Source organism: Rhodopirellula sp. SH410 (assembly GCF_055811895.1).
Genome location: NZ_CM147949.1, coordinates 3,188,683 through 3,213,845, shown reverse-complemented (window position 1 = coordinate 3,213,845; position 25,163 = coordinate 3,188,683). Strand labels below are relative to the sequence as shown.

Below are 25,163 nucleotides of genomic sequence, written 5' to 3'. Positions count from 1 at the left end.
CTTGCCTCTGCTCCCTCTCCACCGCTTCGGGGGAGAGGGTTGGGGTGAGGGGGCTTGCCTCTGCTCCCTCTCCACCGCTTCGGGGGAGAGGGTTGGGGTGAGGGGGAATACAAACAAGAAGACAAAACCATGCCACACCGACAATCGCCAAAAGCTACCGAATACGCCAGGGATCTCCGTGCGAGACAAACCGAAGCTGAGTCCATGCTTTGGTACGTGCTGCGTGGTCGTCGACTCTGTGGCCTGAAATTCAGGCGACAGTTTCCGATCGAACCTCACATCGTGGATTTTGCCTGCGTCGAGCGTGACCTTGTTGTCGAGCTTGATGGCGGTTACCACGAACAAGTTTACGAAGCAGATATGACACGACAGAAACAGATCGAAGACAAAGGATGGCAAGTCATCCGATTTACGAATGAAGACGTCCTTGGCGACGTTGAGGCTGTCGCGTTCGCGATTGCTAAAGAGCTGGGCGAAGAGCCAACCTTTCGCGGAAGGAAACCTAAGTAGCCCCCTCACCCCAACCCTCTCCCCCGCAAAGCCGGGGGAGAGGGGGCAAAGACAAGCTGCATCACATCATGAGCATGACACCCGACGCCAAATCGAAGCTTTCCACAACGATCCGTGCCCTACGCACGCGTCTTCTCGCCGATCTGAAATCGTCGGCCGAGTCGACGTATCAATTTGCATCCAAGATTGACCGGGCCAAATTGACGGCAGCCCAGCGGGTCAGACGCGGACGAATTGACGAATGGGTCGATCTGGAAGTTCGCACCCAGGCTGGACGCAAGAACGCTCGCAAGCATGAAGACTTTCGTCGCGATCTGGAGAAGCAGGCTGCCTACACGCTGCTCAACCGGATGGTGATCCTGCGGTTGATGGAGTCCATGGGTTTGCGGCGACAGAAAGTTGCCACGGGCGGCTGGAACAGTTCGATCTACAAGGCGTTTCGCGAGATCGCCAGAACTCTCGTCGAAGTCAAATACGACGAGAATGAAGGGCTTGCGTTCCTGTTGCAGATGATCTTCGAGGAACTCGCACTCGATATGCCCGGTCTGTACGGACCGGCGGGTGCTGCGGAGTTGATTCCGATCCCGCCGGCGACGCTTCGTGCAGTGATCGAAGCGTTCGACGATCCGGATTTGGAATCGTGCTGGACCGATGATATGACGCTCGGGTGGATCTACCAGTATTGGAACGATCCCGAGCGTGAAAAGTTGGACGCCAAGATCAACGATGGCGGCAAGATCGAGCCGCACGAGATCGCCAGCAAGACGCAGATGTTCACCGAGCGTTACATGGTCGATTGGCTGTTGCAAAACAGCCTCGGCCCAATGTGGTTGGCGATGTGCAAAAAGCACGGCTGGACGCCCGAGTGCGAATCAAGCGTCGCACTGGACGCCCTGGAACAACGCCGCGTCGAGTGGCGATCCAAACGGGACGCCGGCGAAGTCGAATTGACCGACTTGATGCCGCTGCACACCGACATGGAACGACGTTGGGCGTACTACGTTCCCCAACCGATTCCTGATGACGCGGTCGAACATGCGCCGAAAAGTGTTCGCGATTTAAAAATACTGGATCCGGCGGTCGGCTCCGGTCACTTTCTTGTCGTCGCGTTTGACTTGTTGTTTGCGCTGTACCTAGAAGAAGCCAAGCACCTGTCCTCTAGCTCCCTCTCCACCGCTTCGGGGGAGAGGATTGGGGTGAGGGGGTTCAACCCAGATGACTACACCCCCAAGGCCATCGTCGAACGAATTCTCGAACACAACTTACACGGAATCGACCTCGATCCTCGTGCGGTTCAGATCGCGGCGGCGGCACTTTGGCTCAAGGCCCAGCAGGCTTGCCCGGAAGCTCATCCAGGACAATTGAACTTGGTCGCATCGAATCTGGGAATCGCCAGCCTACCCGATGACGATCCGGCGCTCGTCGAGATGCGACGAGTCGTTCAAGCGGAAACGGGCGTTCCGGCAAAGTTGACCAACGAGATTGTCGAGGCACTTCGCGGAGCCGATCACCTCGGTTCGCTACTGAAGATCGACAAAGTGGTCGACGACGCGATCAATGCGTTTGAAGCTGAGGTTCAGCAACGTCCTGTGACGTGGCAGCCCGACTTCTTTGGCACGCCGCAAGCGATCCAGCGAAAGATAGACTTCGACGCCGAAGCAACCCGCAGGTCACTCGTCGATGGACTCGAATCGTTTCTTTCCAAACACAACGCAGGAGAAGACCTTGGCCTTCGCCTTCGCGGCGAGCAACTTGCCACCGGTGTGCGGTTCCTACGTCTACTTAAAGAAGGCAGTTACGATCTGGTAGTGGCCAATCCGCCGTATCAAAGCACATCGAAGCTTCGCGATTCGAGTTGGTATGACGCACACTACTCGTTTGCAACGACCGACCTTTTCGCCGGAATGACGGTCCGAGGTTTTGAGCTTCTCCGGCCGGGAGGGACATGCGCGATGATCGCGTTGTCCAACTGGATGTTTCTCAAGTCGTTTATTGAGTTTCGCGCCCACGTCCTGATGCACCAATTGGTAGCCCTCGCGGACCTCGGAAAAGCAGCATTCACCACGGGTGGGACGCTGATCTCAACGGCTTGTTATGTAGTCCGGAACGCAAGCAATAATTCGCACCAATCCGTTGCAATCCGTCCCATGTCCCCAGCAGAAGTTCGGCGTGACGTAGATCAACCAGCTCGTGTCGAGGCGGCACTATTGATACATCGCAGTCGCCACGAGTTTGCCCCTGAAGCACTGAAGGTAATACCAGAATGGCCTGTTATCTACTGGTGGACGAAATCGTTTTTGGATCGATATGCCGAGGCGCCAAAGCTTTCAGAAACGTGCCCGGCGAGGTCGACACAAGGCCTATACAATAATCCCAGATTCACGCGGGCCCCACACGAGGTCGCAATTCAAAAAATAAGGATGATCCCGGACGCTAAGGCAACTACTTGTGATTGGGTACCCTTCGTTGACGGGGCGTCAGGGGCAGTTTGGTTTGAACCTCTTCGCCAGGTCGCAAACTGGGGTGTTTTCGGCGTCGAACCAAAGTGTTACGCATCGGCTTTGACAAATACAGAGGTTTTTCGCTATGCGAACGAGCAATACTTCTTTCGTGAAGGAAGCCTGGCTTTTGCAACGATCGGTTCTTCGTTCAATGCACGACTCATCATGCATGTGGGAATCTTCGGAAACAGCGGACGATCGCTTTTTCCGCCTAACATTGAGTCGTCGTTGTGCGCGCTAAATTCAGGACTGAGTCAGCGTAATATGGAGTCTCTTAATCCCACCCTGCATTTTACTGTTGGTGGGATAAATCGGCTCCCATTGTTTCCGATCGATTCATCTGATGCTATTATTGCATCGCTGCGAACTTCGTTCATAGAACACGAGTCACATCGCGAGCCAGCGATAGAGTACGTGAGTGCTGGTCCGTCTCCTTGGCGGCATGCCCAAGTCTGGGCACAAGCGGCAGTTGATCGCGACGAAGGCGAACCGCTTTCGGACTACGTTTCGCAACTTGATCCCGAACCGCCGACAGATCACTTGAGTTTTGCTCTCGGATGTGCACTCGGACGATTTGGTACCGATCGCGAAGGCATTTTGGATCCAACGAGTGATTCGCTCGACCACGCACTGCCCGCGGGTATCCTGTTCTTGGATGGCACACTCGATTCTGATGAAGATGACGATGGCTTGTCGCATCCAGCCTCCACGATGCTTCGCACGTCCTGGGCGAGGTACGGCTCGCAGATCAAGAAGAACCGCAGTCTACGGCAGTGGTTGTCGCTGGACTTCTTCAAAGACGTTCACAAGAGCATGTACGAGAACCGACCGATCCACTGGCCGCTCTCGTCGGCCAAGAAAACATTTGTCGCCTGGATCAACATTCATCGGATAAATGACCGCACGCTGACCGTACTGCTGGCTGATCACCTGCAACCAACACTTACACGGCTCGACGGCGAACTGAACGACTTGACCGCCACACGCAGTAGCTCCGATCGCAAGGCCGCCCGCGAAGCCGACGATCGTTACTCCGACGTCAAAGCATGGCGAGATGAACTTGCAGAATTCATTGCGAACGTCAACCAATGCGCCCTCCGCGGCCCCGCACCGGCGGATCCACAAAAACCCGAACGAGGATCCGACGCAGCATACAACCCGGTCCTCGACGACGGAGTGATGATTAATAGTTCCGCATTGTGGCCGCTGCTGGAACCGCAGTGGAAGGAACCCAAAAAGTGGTGGAAGGAATTGGTCGCCGCTAAGGGCAAGAAAGACTACGACTGGTCGCATCTGGCAATGCGTTACTGGCCCAACCGCGTCGACAAAAAATGTCAATCCGATCCCTCGCTCGGCGTCGCTCACGGTTGCTTTTGGAAATACCACCCCGCCAGAGCATGGGCATGGGAGCTGAGACTGCAAGACGAGATCGAGCAAGAGTTCCGCATCCGCGAGGAATCCTACCGCGGCGATGGCGGTGACAACGAACATCGTGACACCTTCTTGGCCGACCACCCCGACACTGCTTTCGAGGCAATCGAAAAAGAACTCACCCGTCGAATACGCAAGTCGGAAGAACCGATCAGTGAAATGCGAATCCTCGAACCCGGCATCTGGTCGGTGCTGCCCGAACGATGTTTCGCATTGGAACTTCGCACCAGCGGAACCCAGGAAGTCGATTTCCAATTGCACGCTCCCGATTCAGATGAATCGCGTAAGGACTTCCTGCATACGCGATCCAGCGAAGCACTGCAGATCGTGCGTACCGAAATCCTGAGCCGACGCAGCCCACGCAACCCGCTGACCGAATACTCGATCGCCGACGCCAACCTGTGGGCCAACTGCGCCGCCGAGTGCTACGACCTAGAAATCGAACTCATTAAAAAGCAAAAGGCGCCTTTCCAACTGATCGACCCCGACCACGAATCCTCCCGGATCAAGTTCGAGCAGGCCAACCCCGAGAAAGCCGCCGAACGCAAAAAGCTGATCGAAAAGTACTGCCCGCCCGAACTGCCCGGAATGGACTCGGATCCAGAACCTAAGAAAAGAAAACGTAAAGCAAACAAGACCGGGGGCGCAGCGAAATGACCGATGCCCTCGGCCCCATCTCTCGACACCTGGAAACGGAGCTTCGTCAAAAGGTACGACGGCACAACCTGGTCATCTGGTTGGATGCTGAAGGTGCTTACACGGACCTGACGCAGCAATTGATTGGTTTGCGTGCCGCGGGAGAGCTAACCTACGACGTGTTCACGCTTCAAGACAGCCTGCTGGAGCTGATGCTTGAATTGGAACCGTGGACCAGTGGCATCGCACCGAAGTCGATGGTCGTTCACATGCCCGGCTTCAATAAACAATCCGTTCGCGGCACGCCGCTGCTGGAGATGTATCTGGCCGGCTGCAAGTTCGAGCCGAACTTGTCGACCTCCATCTCCGACGCCGCGGCCGGCAAGGTGCTGCCGACTCAGATCGACGCGTACTTGGCTGGGACGGAATTATCGCTTGCCGATGCAGATCAATGGCTGGCCTCGATGCTGGGCGATACCGCCAGCACGTTGACTGGACGCTTGCGTTTGGTGACGACCGAGTCGCTGATTGATGACTTGCTGACTCCGCCGCCCGCGAAGGGACCGCTGTCGTCACAGATCACGAGCGAAGATGATGTCAACGCAATTTGGGAACGATTCGGCGCGGCGTTGGGGTTGCCACTGCTGTGGCGTGATCAAGCCATGCCAATGCCGAGCCCCCTCACCCCAGCCCTCTCCCCCGAAGCGGAGGAGAGGGAGAAACAAAAGTCAACGCCTGAAGCGATCGCGTTCGTCGCATCGAGCTGGGCACTGAGCGTTGAGTACGTCGATGATTTGCACCGTGCTCCGGTGGATCCGCGTTTGAATGCGACGAGCGGATTGGCGACCAAACTGGTTGAGAATTGCCGTGCGCTCGCGGAGCACTTGCGTCAGCGGCACCCCGATTTCTACACTCGCACGGCAGACGAAACCGAAGCGATGTTGCCAGATGAGGTCGAACAGGCAAGACCGGAAGATCTCGGCAAGATTGATACGTTCCGGTTTGAAGAAACCAAGATGCTGAGCGGTGCGATTGACGCTCTGCAAAATGCCGACTGGAATGCCGCGGTCGATTGGGCCGGACGCCGTATTCAAGACGACTCGTTCTGGCTCAGCCGTGAAGCCACCCGCCGCAGCGCATGGTTGCTTGTCGATGACGCTGCGAAACTAGGGCAGCGGATTTCGGAAGCGAGTACCTCGCTGACCGATGTCAATGATTTCTCAACGATCCTTGAACGCTACGCGAACCTCGGTGCGCCGGTCGATCGTGCCCACCGCCAATTGGAACAACGTCGTCACGCGTTGCTGGGGCCGAGGCTTCCAGACTTCGACAAGTTGCGGAGTTGTTTGGATTCGCTGCGGGAAGTGTGGAGAAAGTGGGCAGACGGATGGGCACGCGATTTCAACGTGTTCTGTAGCACGCACGGATTCATGCCGCCAGCGGAACTGCAACAACGCAATCTGTTTGACCAAGTCGTGTCGCCGATGATGGACGCGAAAGCGACCACGGCTTTGTTCGTGATCGACGCGTTTCGATACGAGATGGCCGCAGAGCTGATGCAGCATCTGACGGGCGAGCGTTTGACGTCGCCACGACTCGATGCACGGTTTGCTGAGTTACCTACGATCACTTCGGTCGGCATGAACGCACTGGCTCCCGTTGTTCGTGACGGCCGGATGAAGCCTTCGATTATCAATGGGAAAATCGGCGGCTTTCATGCTGGCGAGTACCGCGTCTTTGATCCGGAGACTCGAAAGCGGGCGATGCATGATCGCGTCGGTGGACCAACGTGCCCGTTGTTGAAGTTGCAAGAAGTGGTCGACCGTGACGCGACGAGTTTGAAACGCAGCATCGCTCGGGCCAAACTGGTGATCGTTCACAGCAAAGAGATCGACGCGGCGGGTGAAGCAGGATTCGGTCCGGCTGTGTTCGATTCGGTGACTAAGAACATTCGTCGTGCGTGGCGTTTGCTTCGCGAAGCCGGCGTGAAGCAGTTTGTGTTCACGGCGGATCACGGTTTCTTGCTTCGTGATGGATTGGACAATGTCCAGTGGCGTGGATCGAAAGTCATTCCTGATCGCCGCCATTTGATTTCGTCGCTCGCGGTGGACCAGAAAGACGAGATCCGTGTGCCGCTGAGTGATCTGGGGTACGACGACACCGACGATCATCTGATCTTTCCGCTGACAACGGCGGCCTTTGACAAGGGCAAGCGGTTGGGCACGTTCGTTCACGGTGGCAATTCGTTGCAGGAACGTGTCATCCCGGTGCTAACGCTGAGCCACCGCGCCGACATTGGTGGAAACACGCTGAAGTACCAGATCCACGGTCTCGCGCGTGACGGTGTCGGTGGTATGCATTGCTTGACGGCAACCATCAAGGCAATGTCGGAACAACCGGCATTAGATTTCAGTAGCCACCGTGAAATCGAGATTGCCGTGCGTTCAACGGACACGCCGACCGTGACGGCCGAGTTGTGCCAAGTGCGCGGCGGCGGCTCACAAATCGCCGGCGGCAGTGTGTTGGCCGCTGTGGGTGAGGAGTTCGAGCTTTTCTTCCGTTTGCGCGGCGACACGGACACTCGCGTCGAAATCGAGCTGTATCATCCAGGTGCCGAAGCGGATGTGACGTCGGTAACGATCGAAGGGCGTTTCGCTGTCGAGCGAACAACGCCGCCACCGAAGGACGTCGATCCAGACACTCCTGTCGTTATGCCTGATCAGATACGCCTGGAGCAATTTGAAGATCCTGGGATTCGACGTGTTTTCGAGCATATAGCTCAGCATGGCGTGATTACCGAAACCGAATTGGTTGGAGTCCTCGGTACCGCACGTCAGGCGCGCCGATTCGCGTCTAAGTTCGAGTCGCTCGCGGCGAAGGCACCATTCGATGTGCGAATCGACGTGGTTGGCAGCGGCAAGCGATACGTTCGCGAACACGAGACGGAGTACAAGATTGATAAGTCCTGAATTCATCATCCCGAAGGGATGTCAGCCATTAGCCGGCGGTCGAGCGAAGCGAACACCGCCGGGTTCCGGCGGCCCCCACGCACATTCATCCCGAGGGGATGACAGCGCCCGGTCTGTGATCCCTCCGGGATCAACGCCGCGTTGGCCGGGCGTATCCCCGGGTGCGCTGCGCGACCCGGGGCTAATGGCTGGGATCCCTTCGGGATCACTAATTAGCAATGAGGAATCACCATGACGGCAATGACGAATCGAGACATCCAGCACATCTTTGAGTCGCTCCGCAAGGGCTTGGTGCCCGAACGTGGCATCGACGCCTTTGCCGTTGGTATTGAGAAGCTGCGTGGCGAAATGGAGCGCCAACTGGAGCTAGCCGAAGGCGGCGAAGGAACGATCAAATTTCTTCGCGGCGGTTATGGATGTGGCAAGACGTTCATGGCGCGTTTGTCGCTACTGGATGCACAAGACAAAGGGTTCGCGACCAGCTTTGTCGTAGTGTCCGATAACGATTTGCGTTTTCATCGTTTCGACGATGTGTACCGAAAGGTGATGATCGAACTTGGCACTAATGTCTGTCCGCGAGGTGCAATGGGCGACATCCTTGATCGCTGGATCGGCAAGGTGGAAGACGCATTGATCGCGGCTGGCGAAGACGAGAACGCGGACGATTTCGACGAAAAGGTCCGTAAACGACTCGATGAAGACCTGGCATCGCTGACTGGCGGCCAAGCTCCGCAGGATTTTGTACGCGTCATCCAGACAATCTTTGACCTAAAGCAGCAGGGCGACATTGCCGGGGCCGGTTCGCTGATCTCTTGGCTGTGCGGCAGCGGCAATGTGGCTGCGTCCGCAAAGAAAGCCGCCGGCATCAAAGGCGACATCACCAGCCGCGATGCGCTCGACTACCTACGAGGTGTGTTGGAGATCGTCAAAGCGGCTGGCTACAAGGGATTAGTCATCGTGATCGACGAGGCGGAGACGATCCTGCGTATGCGGAAAGACTCGCGACACAAGTCGCTCAACGGAATTCGCCAAATTGCGGATGCAGCGGGATCCTACCCCGGACTGCTTTGGGTCTTCACCGGCACACCGGACTTTTACGATTCACGTCAGGGCGTCGCAGGACTAGCACCACTTAACGACCGGATTGCATTCATGAAGCAGGGGCGATTTGCCAGTCTTCGGCAGGCTCAGTTGGAGTTGACGCCGTTCGATGCCGGGAGGTTGCGAAGCGTTGCCGCTAAGCTGCGCGAGCTGTATCCAACAAATGATCAGCCTCGTATCGACAGTAAGGTCAGCGTCGAGTTCATCGAACGATTGGTGGAAGAGGTTACTAAGGGGTTCAAAGGCGATGTTGGAGTCGTACCACGTCAATTCCTTCGCCAATTTGTTGACCATTTGGACAAGGTCAATGACTACGAAGACTACGATCCAATGACCGAGTGTGGATTTAAGCCCAATGAGCTATCGGCCGAGGAACAACTGGCGATCAGCGGTACCTCGCTCACGCCCGGCGACGGGGATGACGATGGCGAACCACCTGTTGCTGAGGACATTTGGTGAGCGTCTTTTCTCAGTTCGCCCCTCGATTGCAGGAGGCCATCGTTTCACGTCTCGGATTCACGAGCCTGCGTCCTGTTCAAGAACTGGCCGGCGAGGCGATCCTCGCCGGTAAGAACGCGGTTGTGTTAGCGCCAACTGCTGGCGGGAAAACGGAAGCGTCGATCTTCCCAACGCTTTCGGGATTGGTCAGCGATCCTGTTGATGGCGTTGGTGCGATCTACATCGCTCCGATCAAGGCGTTGTTGAACAATCAGTCGCATCGCCTAGACCAGTACACTGAAATGGTTGGGCTGCGTCGGTTCGTTTGGCACGGAGACACACCAAGCAATGAACGCAAGAAGTTTCTGAAGGAGCCGGCCGAGTTGCTGATGACGACGCCCGAGTCGTTGGAGGTGATGCTGGTATCACAGAGCGTGGACGAACAGACGCTATTTCGTGAACTGCGGTATGTGATCATCGACGAAGTCCATGCCATCGCTGGCAGCGACCGCGGTGCTCACCTGATGAGCGTGCTGGAACGCATCGCAGTTCACTCCAGACACGATTTGCAACGCATCGGGTTGAGTGCGACGGTCGGCAATCCAGAGGCGATCCTCACATGGCTCAAGGGCAGTTCACAGCGAGAAGGCGTCGTGGTGGATCCGCCAAAGAAACCATCAAAACGCCAGTTGCAGATATGTCACCGTGCTGGATTGGCTTCGATCGCAAATGAAGCGTCTAGGAAGGCTCGCGGTTTCAAGAGCCTGTTCTTCTGCCAGTCGCGTGCGACGTCCGAAGCGGTCGCCGAACAAATGCGACGTGAAGGTACCGAGGTCTTCGTTCACCACAGTGCCGTTTCCAAAGAAGAGCGTCAATTCGCCGAAGAGCAGTTCCACAGTGGCAGTGACGCTTGCATCGTTTGCACATCGACCCTTGAACTCGGCATCGACGTCGGCGACTTGGACTACGTCCTGCAATCCGAGGCACCGGACACGGTCAGCTCGTTCATGCAGCGAATGGGCCGCACCGGACGCCGTGGAGACAATCCAGCCAACACGACGTTCTATTGCGAAACGAGCGAAGGCGTTCTGCAAGCGATCGCGATCATTGAGCTAGCGAAAACCGGCTGGGTCGAAAGCATCGAAGTCAACGATCGCTGTTGGCCAGTGCTGATCCATCAGTTGCTCGCGATGTCCCTGTCGACCGGTGGACTGCGTCCCGAGCAGGCATGGGAACACCTCTCCCGTTTGCCGGACTTTTGTGGCATCCAGCGCGACGAATTCGATCGTCTGATCGCCTGGATGATTCAAGACGGCTCAATGGTGCTATCCAGCGGTCTGCTATCGCTTGGCCCGACGGCCGAGCGTCGTTTTGGCCGCCGCAACTTCATGGAACTGTTCGCGGTCTTTTCGTCACCCAAGACCTATGCGGTGATGACAATCGCAGGTCAACCGGTCGGATCGCTCACACAAGACTTCGTCGATCGACTCGTCGAAGACGTCAGTAGTTTCCTACTCGGCGGCCGAGCCTGGGCCGTCAACCAAATCAATCACGACGATCGCCGCATCTTCGTCATCCCATCTCCAATGGGACGGCAACCGTCCTGGGGCAGTTTCTTGCCACAGTTTCTCGGCTATGATCTGTGTCAACAGATCCTGCAAGTCCTCACCTCAACCGAAGACTATCCGTATCTCGAAACCGAATCACGCGAAGTCCTGCACGAAGAACGTCGCAATCTAGGCGGCTTCCTCACACCGGAGCGCGGCGGCATCGACGGCGACACCCACGAACTCCGCTGGTGGACCTTCGCCGGAGGCCGAATCAACTCAACCCTCCGCTACGCCCTAGCGTTCCTAGAACCAACCTGGACGTTCATCCCCGACAACTACGCCATCAAGATCCGAGGCGACAGCCCAACATCCGCATGGCTAGGCGAAGCCATCAGCCAAATCTCCACTGACGACTTCTGGGCCAATGACGCCCTCCATGCATCCATCACCGCCGCGATTCCCAATTACCGCCTCACTAAATTTCAACCTCTCATGCCGGATTGCGTGGAACGAGAAACGCTGCAACGGCATCTGCTGGATGTTTTTGGAACGGAACGATTCCTGAGGCAATCAATTTTGGCGGAAAATTCGCTCGAGTAAGAGGCGGGCACCGAACATTAAATCAAAGTTGTAGTCGCAGAGGCTTCCAACGATTCAATGCGTTGGTTTGCTGAAGAACTGATCCCCTGACAATTCTAGATTCGGAGTCACCATTGTTTTCTAGTACGCAATTGCACATTCGGCTTACTCCCGGACGCTCCGCTTTGTTCGGGGGAACTGTTTCCTTGGACCGAATTGTTGGAGGGCCAATTGTCTTGCTGGAGTGGTTAGAAACCCAACTAGGCCTTCCGCAAGCTGATGTGCATCGGGCATCGCGTGTGATGCAGTATGCCGATGCATTGGAGAAGGTACCCAACGCTTGCTTCTCGCCAAGTCTTGAGGCGGACAAATGGGAAACGGCGTCGGAACTGCTGAAGCGACGCGATGAGTTGATGCTGTCTGGTTGGGATGGAAGCAAAAGCGATGGCTGTCCGCCAATCACTCGCGACCTAGCGACCGCCGAGAAGGAGTACAGGGGCTCGTTTCCCGGTGACGCGGAGCGGTTGGCGATGGTGTTCGAATCGCTCAATGCGGGCCAGGTATTGCCGCGCCATGAGTTGAAGCTTTACGAGGTTATCGACGTCTGGCCAGCGTTGTGGCAGGCGGTGCTGGAACGCATGAATATTTGCCCGGCGGATGAGGTGCTGCCATTGTCCACAGAAGTTGGTTCGTTGCACGCGGCCGGATGCGTCGTGCGAGGGAACACGATGACGGCGTTTGGCTGCGACGAGAGTTTGCGGATCGCGAAGGCACGCAGTGAGACTGTGGCGACCGAGCTAGTTGCATCGGTTTTGTCAGAAGATCATGCAAGCCATCCGGACAAGGTCGCTCGCACGGTGGTGTTGTGTGAAGACGACTCGTTGGCGGTCCGGCTGGACACTAGCTTGCTGCGGCGCGGCGTGCCGACGATGGGGGCATCGGTGCAGACAAAGGCGCATCCGGTCTTGCAGGTGTTGCCACTGGCACTTGAGTTGTGTTGGGATCCCGTGGATCCACAATGCTTGCTGGACTTGTTGACGTTGCCCGTGATTCCGTTTCGGCGTCCGATCGCGTCGCGGTTGGCGCGGGCGTTGGCTGAAGAACCGGGACTGGGCAGCGCGGCGTGGGATCATGCGTTTGAGGAAATCTGCGCAGAGTCGGAACAGGATATCGAGAACCCCGGCAAGATGAAGCAGAGACTGCAAGATTGGTTCTGCACCGAGCGATCTCCCGCGGACCAACCGATCGCGACGACGATGGTGGCCGGTCAATGTCGCAAGGTGGCGAAGTGGGCGATTGGTCGTGCCACATTGATTTGGAATGATGAAAGTCGAGGTGATTCGGACAATCAGGTTGCCATCGCTCTGCACGAAGCGGCTCGTCAGGCTTCGCTGCTTGGTGACCTGGTTGAGTTGGCGGGCGAAACCATTACGCAGCCGCAACTGGGGCGATTGCTCGACGAAGTGATGGACCGCGGTGTCGAATCGCGACCTTGCCCGGTCGCTGATGGTGGGCCGACGCGTGTGCGATCGCTGTCCGAAATCGCCGATGGCTACGATCGTTTGATTTGGCTGGGCACAACAACGACGGATGCGACGGGCAGTTGCTGGTCGGTCAAACAGCTCAACGACTTTGCCGCCGCCGGTATCCATCTCGACGACGGAACACACAACCTGCGATCTCTGCGAGCGGCCGAGGCGCGGGGGTTGTGTTTGGCAAAAGAGTCGATGTTGGTGGTTGCATTGCCGGCAAGTGAGGAACAGCGAGTGCATCCGCTGTGGTTGGCGATCGAACAAAAGATCGCTGATCATCATCACCCCGATCATTGGAGCCCGCCGGCGATCGAGGATTTAGTCGCGAACAATGATTGCGACGCGCTCGCGCCGTTCGTATTCCGTTGTGAATCCGTCTCCACGCAACCGGCTCAACCACAGCGTCCCGTTTGGGAGATACCGGCTAGCCTGTTAAAGGATCGCGACACGGTATCGGCATCGGAGTTGGAAGATCGCTTGGCGTGTCCGTTGAAATGGACATTTCGGTATCAAGCGGGTTTGCGATCGAGCGAGATCGCGAGCTTGCCGGACGAGTTTCAACTTCGCGGGAATCTGTTTCACAAGATTCTCGAGCGGGTCTTTGCTGGCGACGGTTCGTTGCCGGATGCGACGGAAGCGGTTCGATTGGTCGAGTCGACCTTCAATGAACGTTTGCCGCTCGACGCCGCCCCGTTGGCTCAACCGGAGAAACGGGTTGAGAGCCAGCGACTGCGGAACGAGTTGGTGAAGGCGACTCGATTGTTTGTGGAGACTTTATCGCGTGGTGGTTACACGAGCGTGAAAATCGAAGAGCCAATCACGGGAACCGCATTCGGGAAAGAGATGCGAGGTTGGATTGACTGTGTGGCATCGGCCGATGACGGTCGTGAAGCGGTGGTTGACTTTAAGTACGCCGGTCGCGCGAAGTTCTATGGCATGATTACCGAGGGGCGATCGGTTCAGCTTGCCACGTACGCACACAGTCGTCGTCAAACTGGCGGAAACTTTCCGGCGGTCGCGTATTTGGTGCTCTCGGACGGAAAGTTCTTCACGCCATTGGGCAGCCCGCTCGCTGGTGTCGATCCGGCAACTGTTCTCGATGGGCCGTCCATCGAGCGAGTCTGGAACAATTTCTCACGGGCGATCACTGATGCCGAGGATTGGCTTTCCACCGACGCGGCGGTTCCAGCTAGGCCGCTTCAAGTGATTGATGATTGGCCCGATGGAGCGGACATCGTGTTGAAAGAAAAACTGAAACGGGATGAATCGCAGAGCGTTTGCCGCTATTGCGACTACACGAAGTTGTGCGGTAAGGAGGCGGTCCAATGAGCAAGCCGAAAAAATCAAAATCGAAACTCGAGCTCATTCGTGCCGGTGCTGGAAGCGGCAAGACGTACAACCTGTGCGAAACCGTTGCTGCGGCCGTTCACGGTGGATTGGACCCAGCCCGAATCATGGCGACAACGTTCACAAAGAAGGCGGCAGCGGAACTAAAGGGACGCATTCAATCGAAACTGTTGTCGGGCACGGACGATGCCACCCAGAATCAACTTGCCGCGGACCGTTTGGAACTGGCCGCGATCGGAACGGTTCACGGAGTCGCCCACCGGGTGTTGTCACGTTACGCCGTCGAACTCGGGCTATCGACGCGGTTGGAGGTGATGTCGGAAGTCGCGGCAAAGCGATTGGTCTCCGAGCAACTAAATATCTTGCCGTTGGATGGTTGGGAGCAACTGGTTTCTTGTGCTCACCGCCTCGGTATCACGGATCTTCAGAAGCAAATCCTGAAACTGCTTGATGCGAAACGCAGCAACCAAATCAGTGACGATGAACTGCGTCAGCATTTGAAGGATTCGGGCACGAGGGTTTGCCAATTGTTATCGACCCGCAAGCCGCTTCTGGCGGCGTCCTTCGATAACTTTCTTGAGCTCGTTCAAGAAACGCTTCGCGATCCCGCCGTGCAAACATGCACAACCCAGGATTCGATTAAGATTCGCCAAAAGCTCGCTGACCTTCAATCTCAGCGACATGGGAAATGGGAAGCCTATGCCGAAGTTTTGGCGAAAGGGTTCAAAGCCGGCAAACGCTCCGGTGCCGATGGGGCGCTGACAAACTTGCGGGAGCATGCGGTGGAAGTCTGCAACCACCAAGATCTGCACGATGATGTTTGCCGGTTCTCCGACCTACTTGCCGAGCACGCGATCTTGATCGAAACGGGATGTAATCGATACAAGATCGAGCGGGGACTGGTCGACTTCACCGATTTGGAAACGTTGTTCTTGGAAGCGCTGCTGGGTGATCAGTTACCGGAGCTGATCGAGAACGACTTCTCGTTGGTCATGGTGGATGAATTCCAGGACACGAATCCGTTGCAACTTGCCATCTTCCAAGCCGTGCGTCGTATCTCGCCACGGCATCGCTGGGTTGGCGATCCGAAGCAGGCGATCTTTGGCTTTCGTGGTACGGATCCTGCGTTGGTCAGTAAAGTTTGGGAGCAGTTTCATGATTCAGAATTGCCACCGCTTCCCGACAATCGACGCAGCCAGAAGGGCTTGGTTCAGTTTGTTGGGAAAATCTTTGAACCGATCTTCGGCGAGGATGCAAAGCAGAATCCGGTCAACGAAAAATCGAATCGCAACATCGAACGCTGGTTGTTCAAAACGAAGAACCAAAGCGACGATGCAAAGGCATTGGTCGCGGGGATACGCGAATTGCAGGACGAAGGTTGTCGGCTTGGCGACATGGTCGTCCTCGAGCGGGCCAACGCCGGCGTCGCCATGCTCGCTGTTGAGCTGGAACGTAACGGCATCGAGTACTTGTTTGAGAACGCCGGATTGTTATCGACCCGTGAAGGTGTGTTGACCATGGCTGGTCTGCGAATGGTGTTGGACAGGAACGATTCATTGGCCGCCGCGACGATCAAACACTTCCTTTCATCGCCGGATGCAACGACACCGGACTGGATCATCGACCGGCTGACTGAGCGGAAATCTGATCGAGAGGCTGATGAAGACTCCAGCAACGAAAATCGTATTTGGAAACAGCCGTGGGGAGGTGACCCGGATCTGACTGACTTGGAACGAATCGAACGTAAAACTTCTTCACCGCATTCGGTTTGCAAACTGGTTTTGGAAGCGTTGGATTTGCCTAATCGGATTGCGACGTGGGGCGACGTTGCCCAACGTGCGTCGAATCTGGACTCCATCTTGAAACACGTTGCCAATTACGAAGATCAGATGGTCGGCTCGGGCCAAGCCGCGACGTTGGGTGGAGCGGTGCTGTACCTGGAGCAATTGGCCAACGATGATGAAGACATCAAGTATCCGCCGCTGGGTCACAATGCGGTCACGATTATGACGTACCACAAGTCAAAAGGCCTGCAGTGGCCGGTCGTGATTTTGAGCGGGCTCAATAGCGACCGCGGTCCGAACATGTGGGAGCCCTCTGTTGGTGGCGGCGGTGAGGATGTGAACAAGCCGCTGGATGGCAGGACCATTCGTGCCTGGACCTGGCCGTTTGGCATGACGGACGCCCAGCCGCCCAAACGTCGTACCGGCACCTCACTGGACGAAGATGCAGTCGCGTCGCCGGAAGGTGTTGAGCAAGCCAATGACGAGATCGCCGAAAATCTGCGATTGCTGTACGTCGGTTGCACCCGAGCTGAATCCAAGTTGATTTTCGCACACCGACCCGGCACCGATAAATGGTTGCAGCGTTTACCAAACGTCGACACGATTCTTCCCGTCGACAAGAATCCCGGTGAACATTCACTGGCGGGCATCGACACCAGCTACGTCGTGCGACATCTCACCGCGAGCGATTCGACCGACGCCACCGAAGTGCAGTCAATCCATTGGTTTGCGAAGACAGACAATGCGTCCGCCGTTGCGACACCACGTTTTCATTCACCCAGCCAGATCGAAGCTGGCGAGCCGGATGACCGCCAGCTCCACATGTACGAAATGGCGGGTGATTCGCATTTTCCCGAAGGCCTCGACCAAGAGCACTATTCAGCGTTCGGCGATGCCGTTCACGCCTACTTGGCGGCGTTGCCTTCACTTGCGAATGCTGATGCCGCACGCAAGACCGTGATCGCCGGAAGATGTTTGTCTGCCCTCGCAATGGATGGCAAGCTTGCCCCAAGCGTTCTGGTTGAAGTCGGAGGACGGTTTGTCGAGTGGGTGAAAGCGACTTTTCCCGGTGCAACATGGCGGGTAGAAGTCCCCGCCATTGCCGGTCGCGAGGCGGGTGGCTCGTATCGTGGCACGTTGGATTTGATTCTCGAAATGCCAGACGCAACGATTGCCATCATCGACCACAAAAGCGCGCCCATTCGCCGTGCGAACTGCGAGCCAAAGGCAAGGAAATACGTTGCCCAACTAGATGCCTACAACGAAATGCTGCGGCAGCAAGGGTGCCAAATTGCATCAAGCTGGATCCACTTCCCACTCGCTGGAGTGATGGTCAATGTTGAGTGAACAGTGATGCGGCGCGCAGCAAAGCGAGTTACGTGATAGCGAACCCAGTCGGGCTGGTCGGTGTGGTTGCCGTCCACAACTCCGAGCGACATGATCGCCGCGATCGGGAAGAACAAGAAAGCCACATTGTTTTACGAGCAATGATCTACCGATAGGCTCGATTGCAGCAAGAGCTGCTCCTGCGGATAGAGAAACTTGAGGGCGGCAAGCGAGCGTAGCAACTAACAAGAAAGCCTGCCGACAATTCTGTTCTGGCGAATATGCGCTGGCCCATTCCCCAAGCAATCACTGCATGCCCGAGGCAACACCGAGGGTGACCGTCACGAATCCCGTGCGCCAGCTTTACGGTGAGCAGTTTGCTTTTTGGCACCATCGTTCGCTGCGAAACCTTTATTCCTTCGGAATCCAGTGAACGGATTGCTTGCTAAGGTCGACCGTAAAAGCTCCGTTGCACTCGCAGCATCGACATTCGTAGGTCCCCATCGGATCATCGACATTGAGCGTCAGCAACTCCTCACAATGCGGGCAAGTCACTTCGGTCTCACCGGTGACGGCACCGGGGAAGCAAAGCTCGTACATCGAAATCGGGTCGAGTTCGTCCATTGGACTGCTGAGTCTACTTCTTTCCCCGGAAGTAGCGGGCTAGCGTTAACGTCGGCGCGAAGTACTCAGAACTTCGCGAGTTGGGACAAGCGATTGGGGTAAAGGATGGGCGTGAGCCCGCGGATGCAACATACAGTAAGATTAAATTTTAGACTTTGAGAAGTCGTCTGGCGAGAGCTTTCGGGAAAACAGACTGAATTGATGACAGGTGTCTCCCATAGACCAGAGGCAGAGCAGACACGCCTGCTCCAAAACGCATCGGTTCCAATTGTTGCTTAAAACTAAAGTTGATTCACTCGAACGCCATTACCGAACGGATTCTAAGCACGACGAGATTCTTTGGCTTCCGGCGAAGTTGATCGAACGATTGGTAGTCAATCAGGCTTTTGTGATGGAAGTTGGCTCGATCGAGGAAGGGTCGCGGGCACAACACGTGCTCGTCGTGAGCAAGTACAATCATGCACAACGATTATATGCGGTTAGAAAACGCCGCTAGAATAGACAACTAAGAATCAAAGTGGCGTGGGGCGATTTTGGAGCGACTACGAGAAAAACACGGGCAACTTACCGACCATTTCGCGGTAGCGCATGGTGACGAGGGTGGCGGCCCGAAGTGGCGGTACTTCGTCGACCACGGGTTGAGTCGCGCGGAGTGCGAATCGCTACGCGAAATCGTGCGGGAAGCGTTGCAGTGCAAGCCACTGGATTCTTTCGATTGGCAAACGGCTTATTTGCCGATCATCGTTTGCGCTGTCGAGGTGGGATACGGCTACAGGGGCAACGGAACAGATTTCTGGCCGAAGCTGGCCGAGACGCTCAGCCACGAATTTAGTTTTGATGACCGCAATCGTTTGTCGAATTGGTTTGCTAAAGCGAGTGCGAAGTACGGTGGCGTGACGCCGGGTTCAAGTGACTGGGAACAAGCGTTTCGCCACATCGCTTGGCCGATCACTCACGCGGTTGCAGCGAAGGACATTCGTCGCCCCTTCGCGGATTGCTTGCGCCGGTTTCGCCGTAATGTCGAGAATGAAAAACTGACGGACGAAACGATCGTCGCGGATCTGTCGCGAATCTCAACTCAGGTGGGTTCGCGGCGGTTCCGAACTTGGATGCAGCGGCCTGATGTGGTGGCCGGAATCGTTCGTGATTTGCTGGGTGGAAAACCGCTCGATGAAGCGGGGCTATTTTCGAAATTGTTTCGCGATCGTTTGATCGAGGATCTTCGCAATGAACCGGAGATTCGTCGAGCTGTCCGCCAGGTTGAGTCGGGGCGTAAAGCAGGGCTGAAAGAGAACCATGATGATGCGGCTGGGAACCAGCCCGAGGCGGAACGGTTCGGCGAGTTCTTTCTGCGGCAGGACGAGAACGGCGGGCTAGAGCTTTGTGGCGAGATGCCTGAGTTGCCCAAGCTAATTCAACTATCGTTGAAACCGATCCGCGGCCGATGGAAGGCGCGGCCCTGGGGACGTGGTGGCGCGAGTCCGATTCCATCGGACTGTTTGCGTTCGATTCGTGGGCATTTTCCTGTCAGCTTCAGTTACCTAGCTCGAGCCAATGCCGAAACGCCCTTCTTCACCGGCGTCGACGAGTTGTCGGTGGACCAGGACGCGAAGCTTTGGCTTGAGAGCGTTCGTTTTCCTGCGGCCGAGATGCTGGCGTTTCCACCGATGAATGCCGACGACGATAGCTCTCATGCCATCGTTGGTCGCACGCCGCACCGCGGCCGGATTTGGGTGGCGGCACGACGCGGCGAGATCGAGCTGCGACGAAGCGAAGAAGACGAATCCTATTGCAACCTCATCGGTCCGATCGAAGGTGGTGAGGTTTGGGAGTTCGATGCCGACAATGCGGAAGTGCGGCAGTGGCTTGGGTGGCCGCCAGCCAATGCGGTGGACACTCAAACGGGACCTGCGTTCACATGGCTACGGCCTTCGCCGGTCTCCATCGACGCAAAGAACCAGCCTGTTTACACAACTGATGATGAGATCGGTATTTCGGTCGTCGGTGACAAACCGGTCCAATTGGTTTTGAAAAAGGGTTCGAAAGAAATCGTCAGTGAATCGGTTTCATCCGTGGCGATGCTTACACTTGATTCAAGGGAATCTTACGAACTGTTGGTTCAGTGTGATGGCGAAGAAATCGAGTCGTTTTCGTTCGTCATCGTTGATGACAAGGGCGATGGGTTCATCGAACCGGATCCTGAGACGCCTTGGCATGCGGTGGTTTCGCACGTCGATGCCGGTGAGATTGAGCTTTCACGTAAAGACTTGTTCAACCGCCGTTTGAATTTGGACATCATCGGCGATCGTGGCATCGAGAACCTCAACGCGAAGTTGACCGTGATGCCCGGCGAAGCCGTGGCGAGCGTTCGTTTGGATCGAATCCCCACGCGACTTTCTGCGACTCATCCGGTGTGGGATGAGCTTTGCGATCGGTTACCTCCGTCCGTCTTGAAATCACCGTGCGATTTGTCGCTCAGCGTGGAGATCGAGGATCTTTCGCACGATACTTGGCTGCTTGAAGCGGAATTGCAAGAACTGTGGTGGGAAGACAACGCCGATGGGATGCCAATCGCCGTTAGCGATAGCGGGTCATTAGACGTCCGGAATCATTGCGTCATCAAAGGCGTATCCATTGACGAGCCAACCGATGGCGATCCTTTCATCTCAGTAGCACTGGATGCTGACGGAAACGAGTTGCATTTCGATGCCCGTGTTGGTTTAGTAGGCGATGCTTTCCTGAGCAGAAAACCGGATGAGCCACAGCGATCACTGCGGCAAATGGATGACGTCGGTAGCGTCCCCGGAATGCGATCGATCACGCAGCGTTATTTACAACTCTCATCGGCGACGAGTTCGTCAATAACGGCGGAAGTGAACCGTGTCGGTGCCGCCGGTGCGCTTCGCGATTGGATCCTCAACAGCGTGTGTGGCCGCAACTGGGTCCAAAAGCAACGCGAGTCGTCCAAGATTGAATCCGTGAACCCGGTGGCGATTTGGTGGGAGTGCCAAGCAAGTGAGGAGGATTTGTTGCAACCGCCACCGGAAGAAGTTCGCGAATTGCCCCCCACCTTGCCCAACTTGGTTCTTGCCGAGTTCGCAGACGTGCTGCCTGTTGGTTGGTGGGATGGTTCGATTGCCGAGGTCGAGCCGGATGACGCAGAACCGCTCGATTCGATCTTCCAACACCTGATTGATGACGACACTGTCATCGTGGACGCCGAAGCACTGACGACATCGCTCCGTCACGCGAATCAGAAACTGTGTGGCGGTCACTTGGCAGATCTTCTGATTCCCGCTGATGCTGGAGACGAATTGCTGGCATGGCACGTGACGGAAATGAGTATCACCAATTGTGCAACGGAGCTGCTCGGGTGGATTCGGCGTTCACTCAGCCGTGGGCGCGGCCGGCAAACATGGTCGTCCGGCGAGTTGCAAATCTGGTTGAACTTGCTGTTGTACCCGGAACGTTTGCGGAAGCATCCCTGGGAATCAGTGGTTGAAAAGCTGCTTCAAGATCGACCAGTCGCGCGCGCCGGTGCGTTCCTGGCATGGCGAGTAGAGCAAGTTCGACGTCTCGAATCTTCTCTGATGTTGGAGCCTCATTCATGAGCAAGCCGCCCGAAATCATAGACCAATTTGAGCGAGCGATGCATGGCGTCCAAGCGATGCGGCGCTACGTCGAACGTCTTGCATGCCCCATTCAAGGCGGTTCAGGGACCCGAGCACACTTCTATCCTCATCAAATTCAGAACGTGCAACGGATCCTATCAGCAACAAGAATCCGACACCTAATCGCTGATGAGGTCGGAATGGGCAAAACGATCCAAGCGTTGATGGTTGCCAGTGCTATGCGACTGCAGCGAGAGCACTTGCGAGTCCGAGTCATCGTAGGACGGAGTGAACTGCAATCACAATGGTCCGAAGAAGTCTGCCGCTCCCACGTCGTGATTTGGGACAAGTCAGAGTCTGTCTTCGGTGAAACTTGGTTCGAGGTAGTGACTGAATCAAGTATTGATTCTTTGGCAAATACATTTAACGCAAACGCGTTTGATTTGCTGATCATCGACGAGCCTCAGAGTTTAAAGGTTGAAACGCTCCGCTTCATCGCTGAGCATTCGGAAGAGTTTGCTTCGTTGCTACTGCTGACTGCCTCTCCTAACCTCAGCAACGCTGAACGCTTTTGTGAATTGTTGCAAATACTCGAGCCGCAACGAATCGAGAGGGCGCGTCGCGAGATCGACCGAGATCCTTTCCATGACGAAGTAACTTGGTCAAAGTCGCGGCTACGTGATTTGGAAGAAGCCGAATTACTGGAAATATTCGATCGTTTTGACCAAAGCTGTGCCGCCGTAACAGATGGGATCATTGACCCAGACTTCGTCCCCGAAGGCGCATCAGCGGCGTTTAGCGAAATTGCGATTCACCGTCGGTCTCGAATGTTGACGGATCTGTCGTGGAGATACCGCCGTGTTCTCAGGTCGTACCGTGAAGACTACCCAGATCACCTGCCTAGGCGACATCCGAGGTCGTTTGACAAAATCGAGCCAACGGAATCCGAGACTCGGCGAGTTTCGCTTGCAATTCGCTATGCAGAAGATCAATTCAGATTGGACACCGAAAGAGCGTCGGTTTTTCTACGGAGAGCGTCAGTAGGCAGTGAATCGTTTCAGTCACAACTGAGAACCTTGCGGCAGAACGAGGACAGAGGAACCAGCCAGATCGAAGAACTGCTAAAGGTCACCAGTCGAGCAAATGCTGACGCTCGTTTGGATTTCTTGGTCGATTGGCTTGTTCGTTTCTGGCGTGACGATCCAACGCGTGAAGTTCTCGTCGCCGCGCAGGACAACGCGACCGTCGAAGAACTTGAACGCGAGATTGAATGGCGAATTCCGATGATCGGGCCGCGTGATCACAGAAGGCCGCTGCGGATTGCGACCGCGCGAGACTCATTCTCCGCTTCAAGTGAGATTGAAGACGATTCCCCCCGGACGTCTGAAGCACTTCGGAGCATGGCCTCTTCGCAACTCCGTGAATTCAAGATGGGTGGAAAGCAGCTTCTGATTGCAACAGATTCATTTCGTCAGTCATACAACTTGCAATCGGCGGACGCATTGATTTTTTACAGTCTTCCCTGGAGGCCGGAAGATGTAGACCAGTGGATTGGTCGAGTCGATCGTCTTGGACGTGGTTTTGTCGCTCCGGAGGTGCGGAAGAGTCCGCCAAAGCCTGTCAAAATTGTTACCATTCACCGAAACGGTGATCCAACGAAGTCCGTCGAGCAGGTATTCAACGAATATCGTGTGTTGGAGTCGGCAGTTGACATGGACCGTGAGCTTGCCGACGACATCTCTACTCGGATCTCCAGCGAGATTTGGTCTCGCGATACAGCACTGGAAAAGCCACCTGCGATTACTCGTAAAGTCCGAGAAGTACAGCCACCAAGCGGCTCTATCTGGAGCGTTTCTAATGCGATCTCGGTTCATTCCGAAATTGCTTTTGGTGACGCACTGGAACCGCAACTCCGTCATACCAAGCCTCTTGGCTTCGTTTCAAATCAGCAAGAGCAATGCCTAGCAAGCTGGATCAAGCTGCTCGAGCAACACCAGCAAGCAGCTGCATGGAAGGTTAGCAAAAAGTACACCGACGGATCACGGCGTGGTGCGATTTATACGTTGTCACAAATGGACTGCGTGGGAATCAGCCTTCCATCCCTAGAAGATCGAAGCCAATCGTTTCCGGCTTTCTTCTTGGCCCGTCGCAACGTCTATTCGCCTCCACGCCTTCGGGTGGTCACGGGTAAGAAGGAGGGGCAAGACCGAGAGGTACTGCTTCAGTTTCTATCCCACGGCTCTAGTTTGCATGAAGAACTGATCCAGACCTATCGCGACGACGGTCGGGTTACCACGCCACTTGGTATCACTCTTTTTGCCATTGGCCCACGTCACTTTCCCAACGGTACATCTCTAATACCAGGAAACTATCCTGTTGGCGTTGGTTTTATAGATGCTGCCTATGCGTATCAGCGGGTTTCACCCACAAGTCTGATCGCGGAGGCGTTTTCAGATGAGACTGGTTCAAGGCGAAAGCAAATGCGTGCTAACCAGGCTATTCAGTTCCAAGCTGGAATTGAAGCTGACCAACGTTTCATACGCATGGTTGCCTCCACCAAGTCGTGTTGCCTAGCTTTTTTCAGTGACGGAAAGCCTTGCAGCGAATGTGACGCCGCGGACTTAATGACCGCGAATTGGAGCCGTGATGAGCGTCCAAACACGAACAATAATCCGGTCGCTCCAAAACTGCATGAAGGATTGCCCCCGCACTTTAAAGCCGCTATCGCGGCAGACCTGAAGCGTTTCTGGGGGCAAAGCATGGACGAGTTAACAGAACTCGTCGCCGAACGAATAGAAATGATTCGAGTCGAGGCCTTTGATGTCGCCTGGAATCTTCAGGCTGCGATTAATGAAGCCAACCGACAGATCGAGCAGTTGCAATCCGCTCCGAGCGAACAGAACAAACAAACCATACAGCTAACCTACCTGCCGCGAGTTTCCATGTTGCGAGAAGCCCTCCAGATTAGCGAGCACGCTTGTCGTTTGCGGTGCGATCTACTGGAAAAATCGCTTGAGCACTTGCAGCATCCAAGTCCCACCAGTGTCTACTTGCAGGCTGTCGCAGTTGTGGGAATGCAGAATGATCCTGTGCCACTTCCCGAGGAACCCGATGACGATGCCGAGGTAAGCTTGATGGCGAGCGAGTTTGCCACGGCGTCGCCGCCTCAACAAGAATCAACCATCATCGACAAACCGAACAAACCCAGGTAAGGAAACCCTCAT

10 protein-coding genes are annotated in these 25,163 nt (G+C 55.8%); 9 read left to right on the top strand and 1 reads right to left on the bottom strand.

All coding sequences use genetic code 11. The annotated features are described in order from the left end of the window. Window positions 1-129: 129 nt before the first annotated feature. From SH410x_RS11710 to SH410x_RS11680, 7 genes are all read left to right on the top strand, one after another. Complete coding sequence (locus tag SH410x_RS11710) at window positions 130-510, top strand: endonuclease domain-containing protein (RefSeq protein ID WP_473676672.1); 381 nt, start codon at window positions 130-132, stop codon at window positions 508-510. 68 nt (window positions 511-578) lie between these two features. Next, complete coding sequence (gene pglX / locus SH410x_RS11705; RefSeq protein ID WP_473676671.1) at window positions 579-5,099, top strand: BREX-6 system adenine-specific DNA-methyltransferase PglX; 4,521 nt, start codon at window positions 579-581, stop codon at window positions 5,097-5,099. After that, the gene (gene pglZ / locus SH410x_RS11700; RefSeq protein ID WP_473676670.1) at window positions 5,096-8,047 is read left to right on the top strand and encodes a BREX-6 system phosphatase PglZ; all 2,952 of its coding nucleotides are present in this window, start codon (window positions 5,096-5,098) and stop codon (window positions 8,045-8,047) included. Before pglX ends, pglZ begins: the two co-directional genes overlap by 4 nt. Before the next feature lie 231 nt (window positions 8,048-8,278). Next, window positions 8,279-9,607 carry a BREX system ATP-binding protein BrxD gene (gene brxD / locus SH410x_RS11695; RefSeq protein ID WP_473676669.1) on the top strand — a complete coding sequence of 443 codons (1,329 nt, stop codon included), beginning with the start codon at window positions 8,279-8,281 and terminating at the stop codon, window positions 9,605-9,607. Beyond that, entirely contained in the window at window positions 9,604-11,736 is a 2,133-nt protein-coding gene (locus SH410x_RS11690; protein WP_473676668.1) for a DEAD/DEAH box helicase, read from the top strand. Before brxD ends, SH410x_RS11690 begins: the two co-directional genes overlap by 4 nt. 185 nt (window positions 11,737-11,921) lie before the next feature. After that, window positions 11,922-14,576: a PD-(D/E)XK nuclease family protein gene (locus tag SH410x_RS11685; protein ID WP_473676667.1), complete on the top strand. Its 2,655-nt coding sequence runs from the start codon at window positions 11,922-11,924 to the stop codon at window positions 14,574-14,576. Beyond that, entirely contained in the window at window positions 14,573-17,725 is a 3,153-nt protein-coding gene (locus tag SH410x_RS11680; protein WP_473676666.1) for a UvrD-helicase domain-containing protein, read from the top strand. The genes SH410x_RS11685 and SH410x_RS11680 overlap by 4 nt, the downstream gene beginning before the upstream one ends. A 390-nt stretch (window positions 17,726-18,115) precedes the next feature. Here SH410x_RS11680 and SH410x_RS11675 read toward each other — a convergent pair whose 3' ends face one another. After that, entirely contained in the window at window positions 18,116-18,328 is a 213-nt protein-coding gene (locus SH410x_RS11675) for a hypothetical protein (protein WP_146408965.1), read from the bottom strand. Window positions 18,329-18,861: 533 nt separating this feature from the next. Between SH410x_RS11675 and SH410x_RS11670 the strand changes: the two genes are divergently transcribed. Next, the gene (locus SH410x_RS11670) at window positions 18,862-21,939 is read left to right on the top strand and encodes a hypothetical protein (RefSeq protein ID WP_473676665.1); all 3,078 of its coding nucleotides are present in this window, start codon (window positions 18,862-18,864) and stop codon (window positions 21,937-21,939) included. Beyond that, window positions 21,879-25,151 carry a helicase-related protein gene (locus SH410x_RS11665; protein WP_473676664.1) on the top strand — a complete coding sequence of 1,091 codons (3,273 nt, stop codon included), beginning with the start codon at window positions 21,879-21,881 and terminating at the stop codon, window positions 25,149-25,151. Before SH410x_RS11670 ends, SH410x_RS11665 begins: the two co-directional genes overlap by 61 nt. Window positions 25,152-25,163: the final 12 nt, after the last annotated feature.

Bases quoted from the DNA above. Each gene is read 5' to 3' on its own strand.
- brxD (WP_473676669.1), top strand. From the start codon at position 8,279: ATGACGGCAATGACGAATCGAGACATCCAGCACATCTTTGAGTCGCTC.
- SH410x_RS11665 (WP_473676664.1), top strand. From the start codon at position 21,879: ATGGCGAGTAGAGCAAGTTCGACGTCTCGAATCTTCTCTGATGTTGGA.
- SH410x_RS11710 (WP_473676672.1), top strand. From the start codon at position 130: ATGCCACACCGACAATCGCCAAAAGCTACCGAATACGCCAGGGATCTC.
- pglZ (WP_473676670.1), top strand. From the start codon at position 5,096: ATGACCGATGCCCTCGGCCCCATCTCTCGACACCTGGAAACGGAGCTT.
- pglX (WP_473676671.1), top strand. From the start codon at position 579: ATGAGCATGACACCCGACGCCAAATCGAAGCTTTCCACAACGATCCGT.
- SH410x_RS11675 (WP_146408965.1), bottom strand. From the start codon at position 18,328: ATGGACGAACTCGACCCGATTTCGATGTACGAGCTTTGCTTCCCCGGT.
- SH410x_RS11680 (WP_473676666.1), top strand. From the start codon at position 14,573: ATGAGCAAGCCGAAAAAATCAAAATCGAAACTCGAGCTCATTCGTGCC.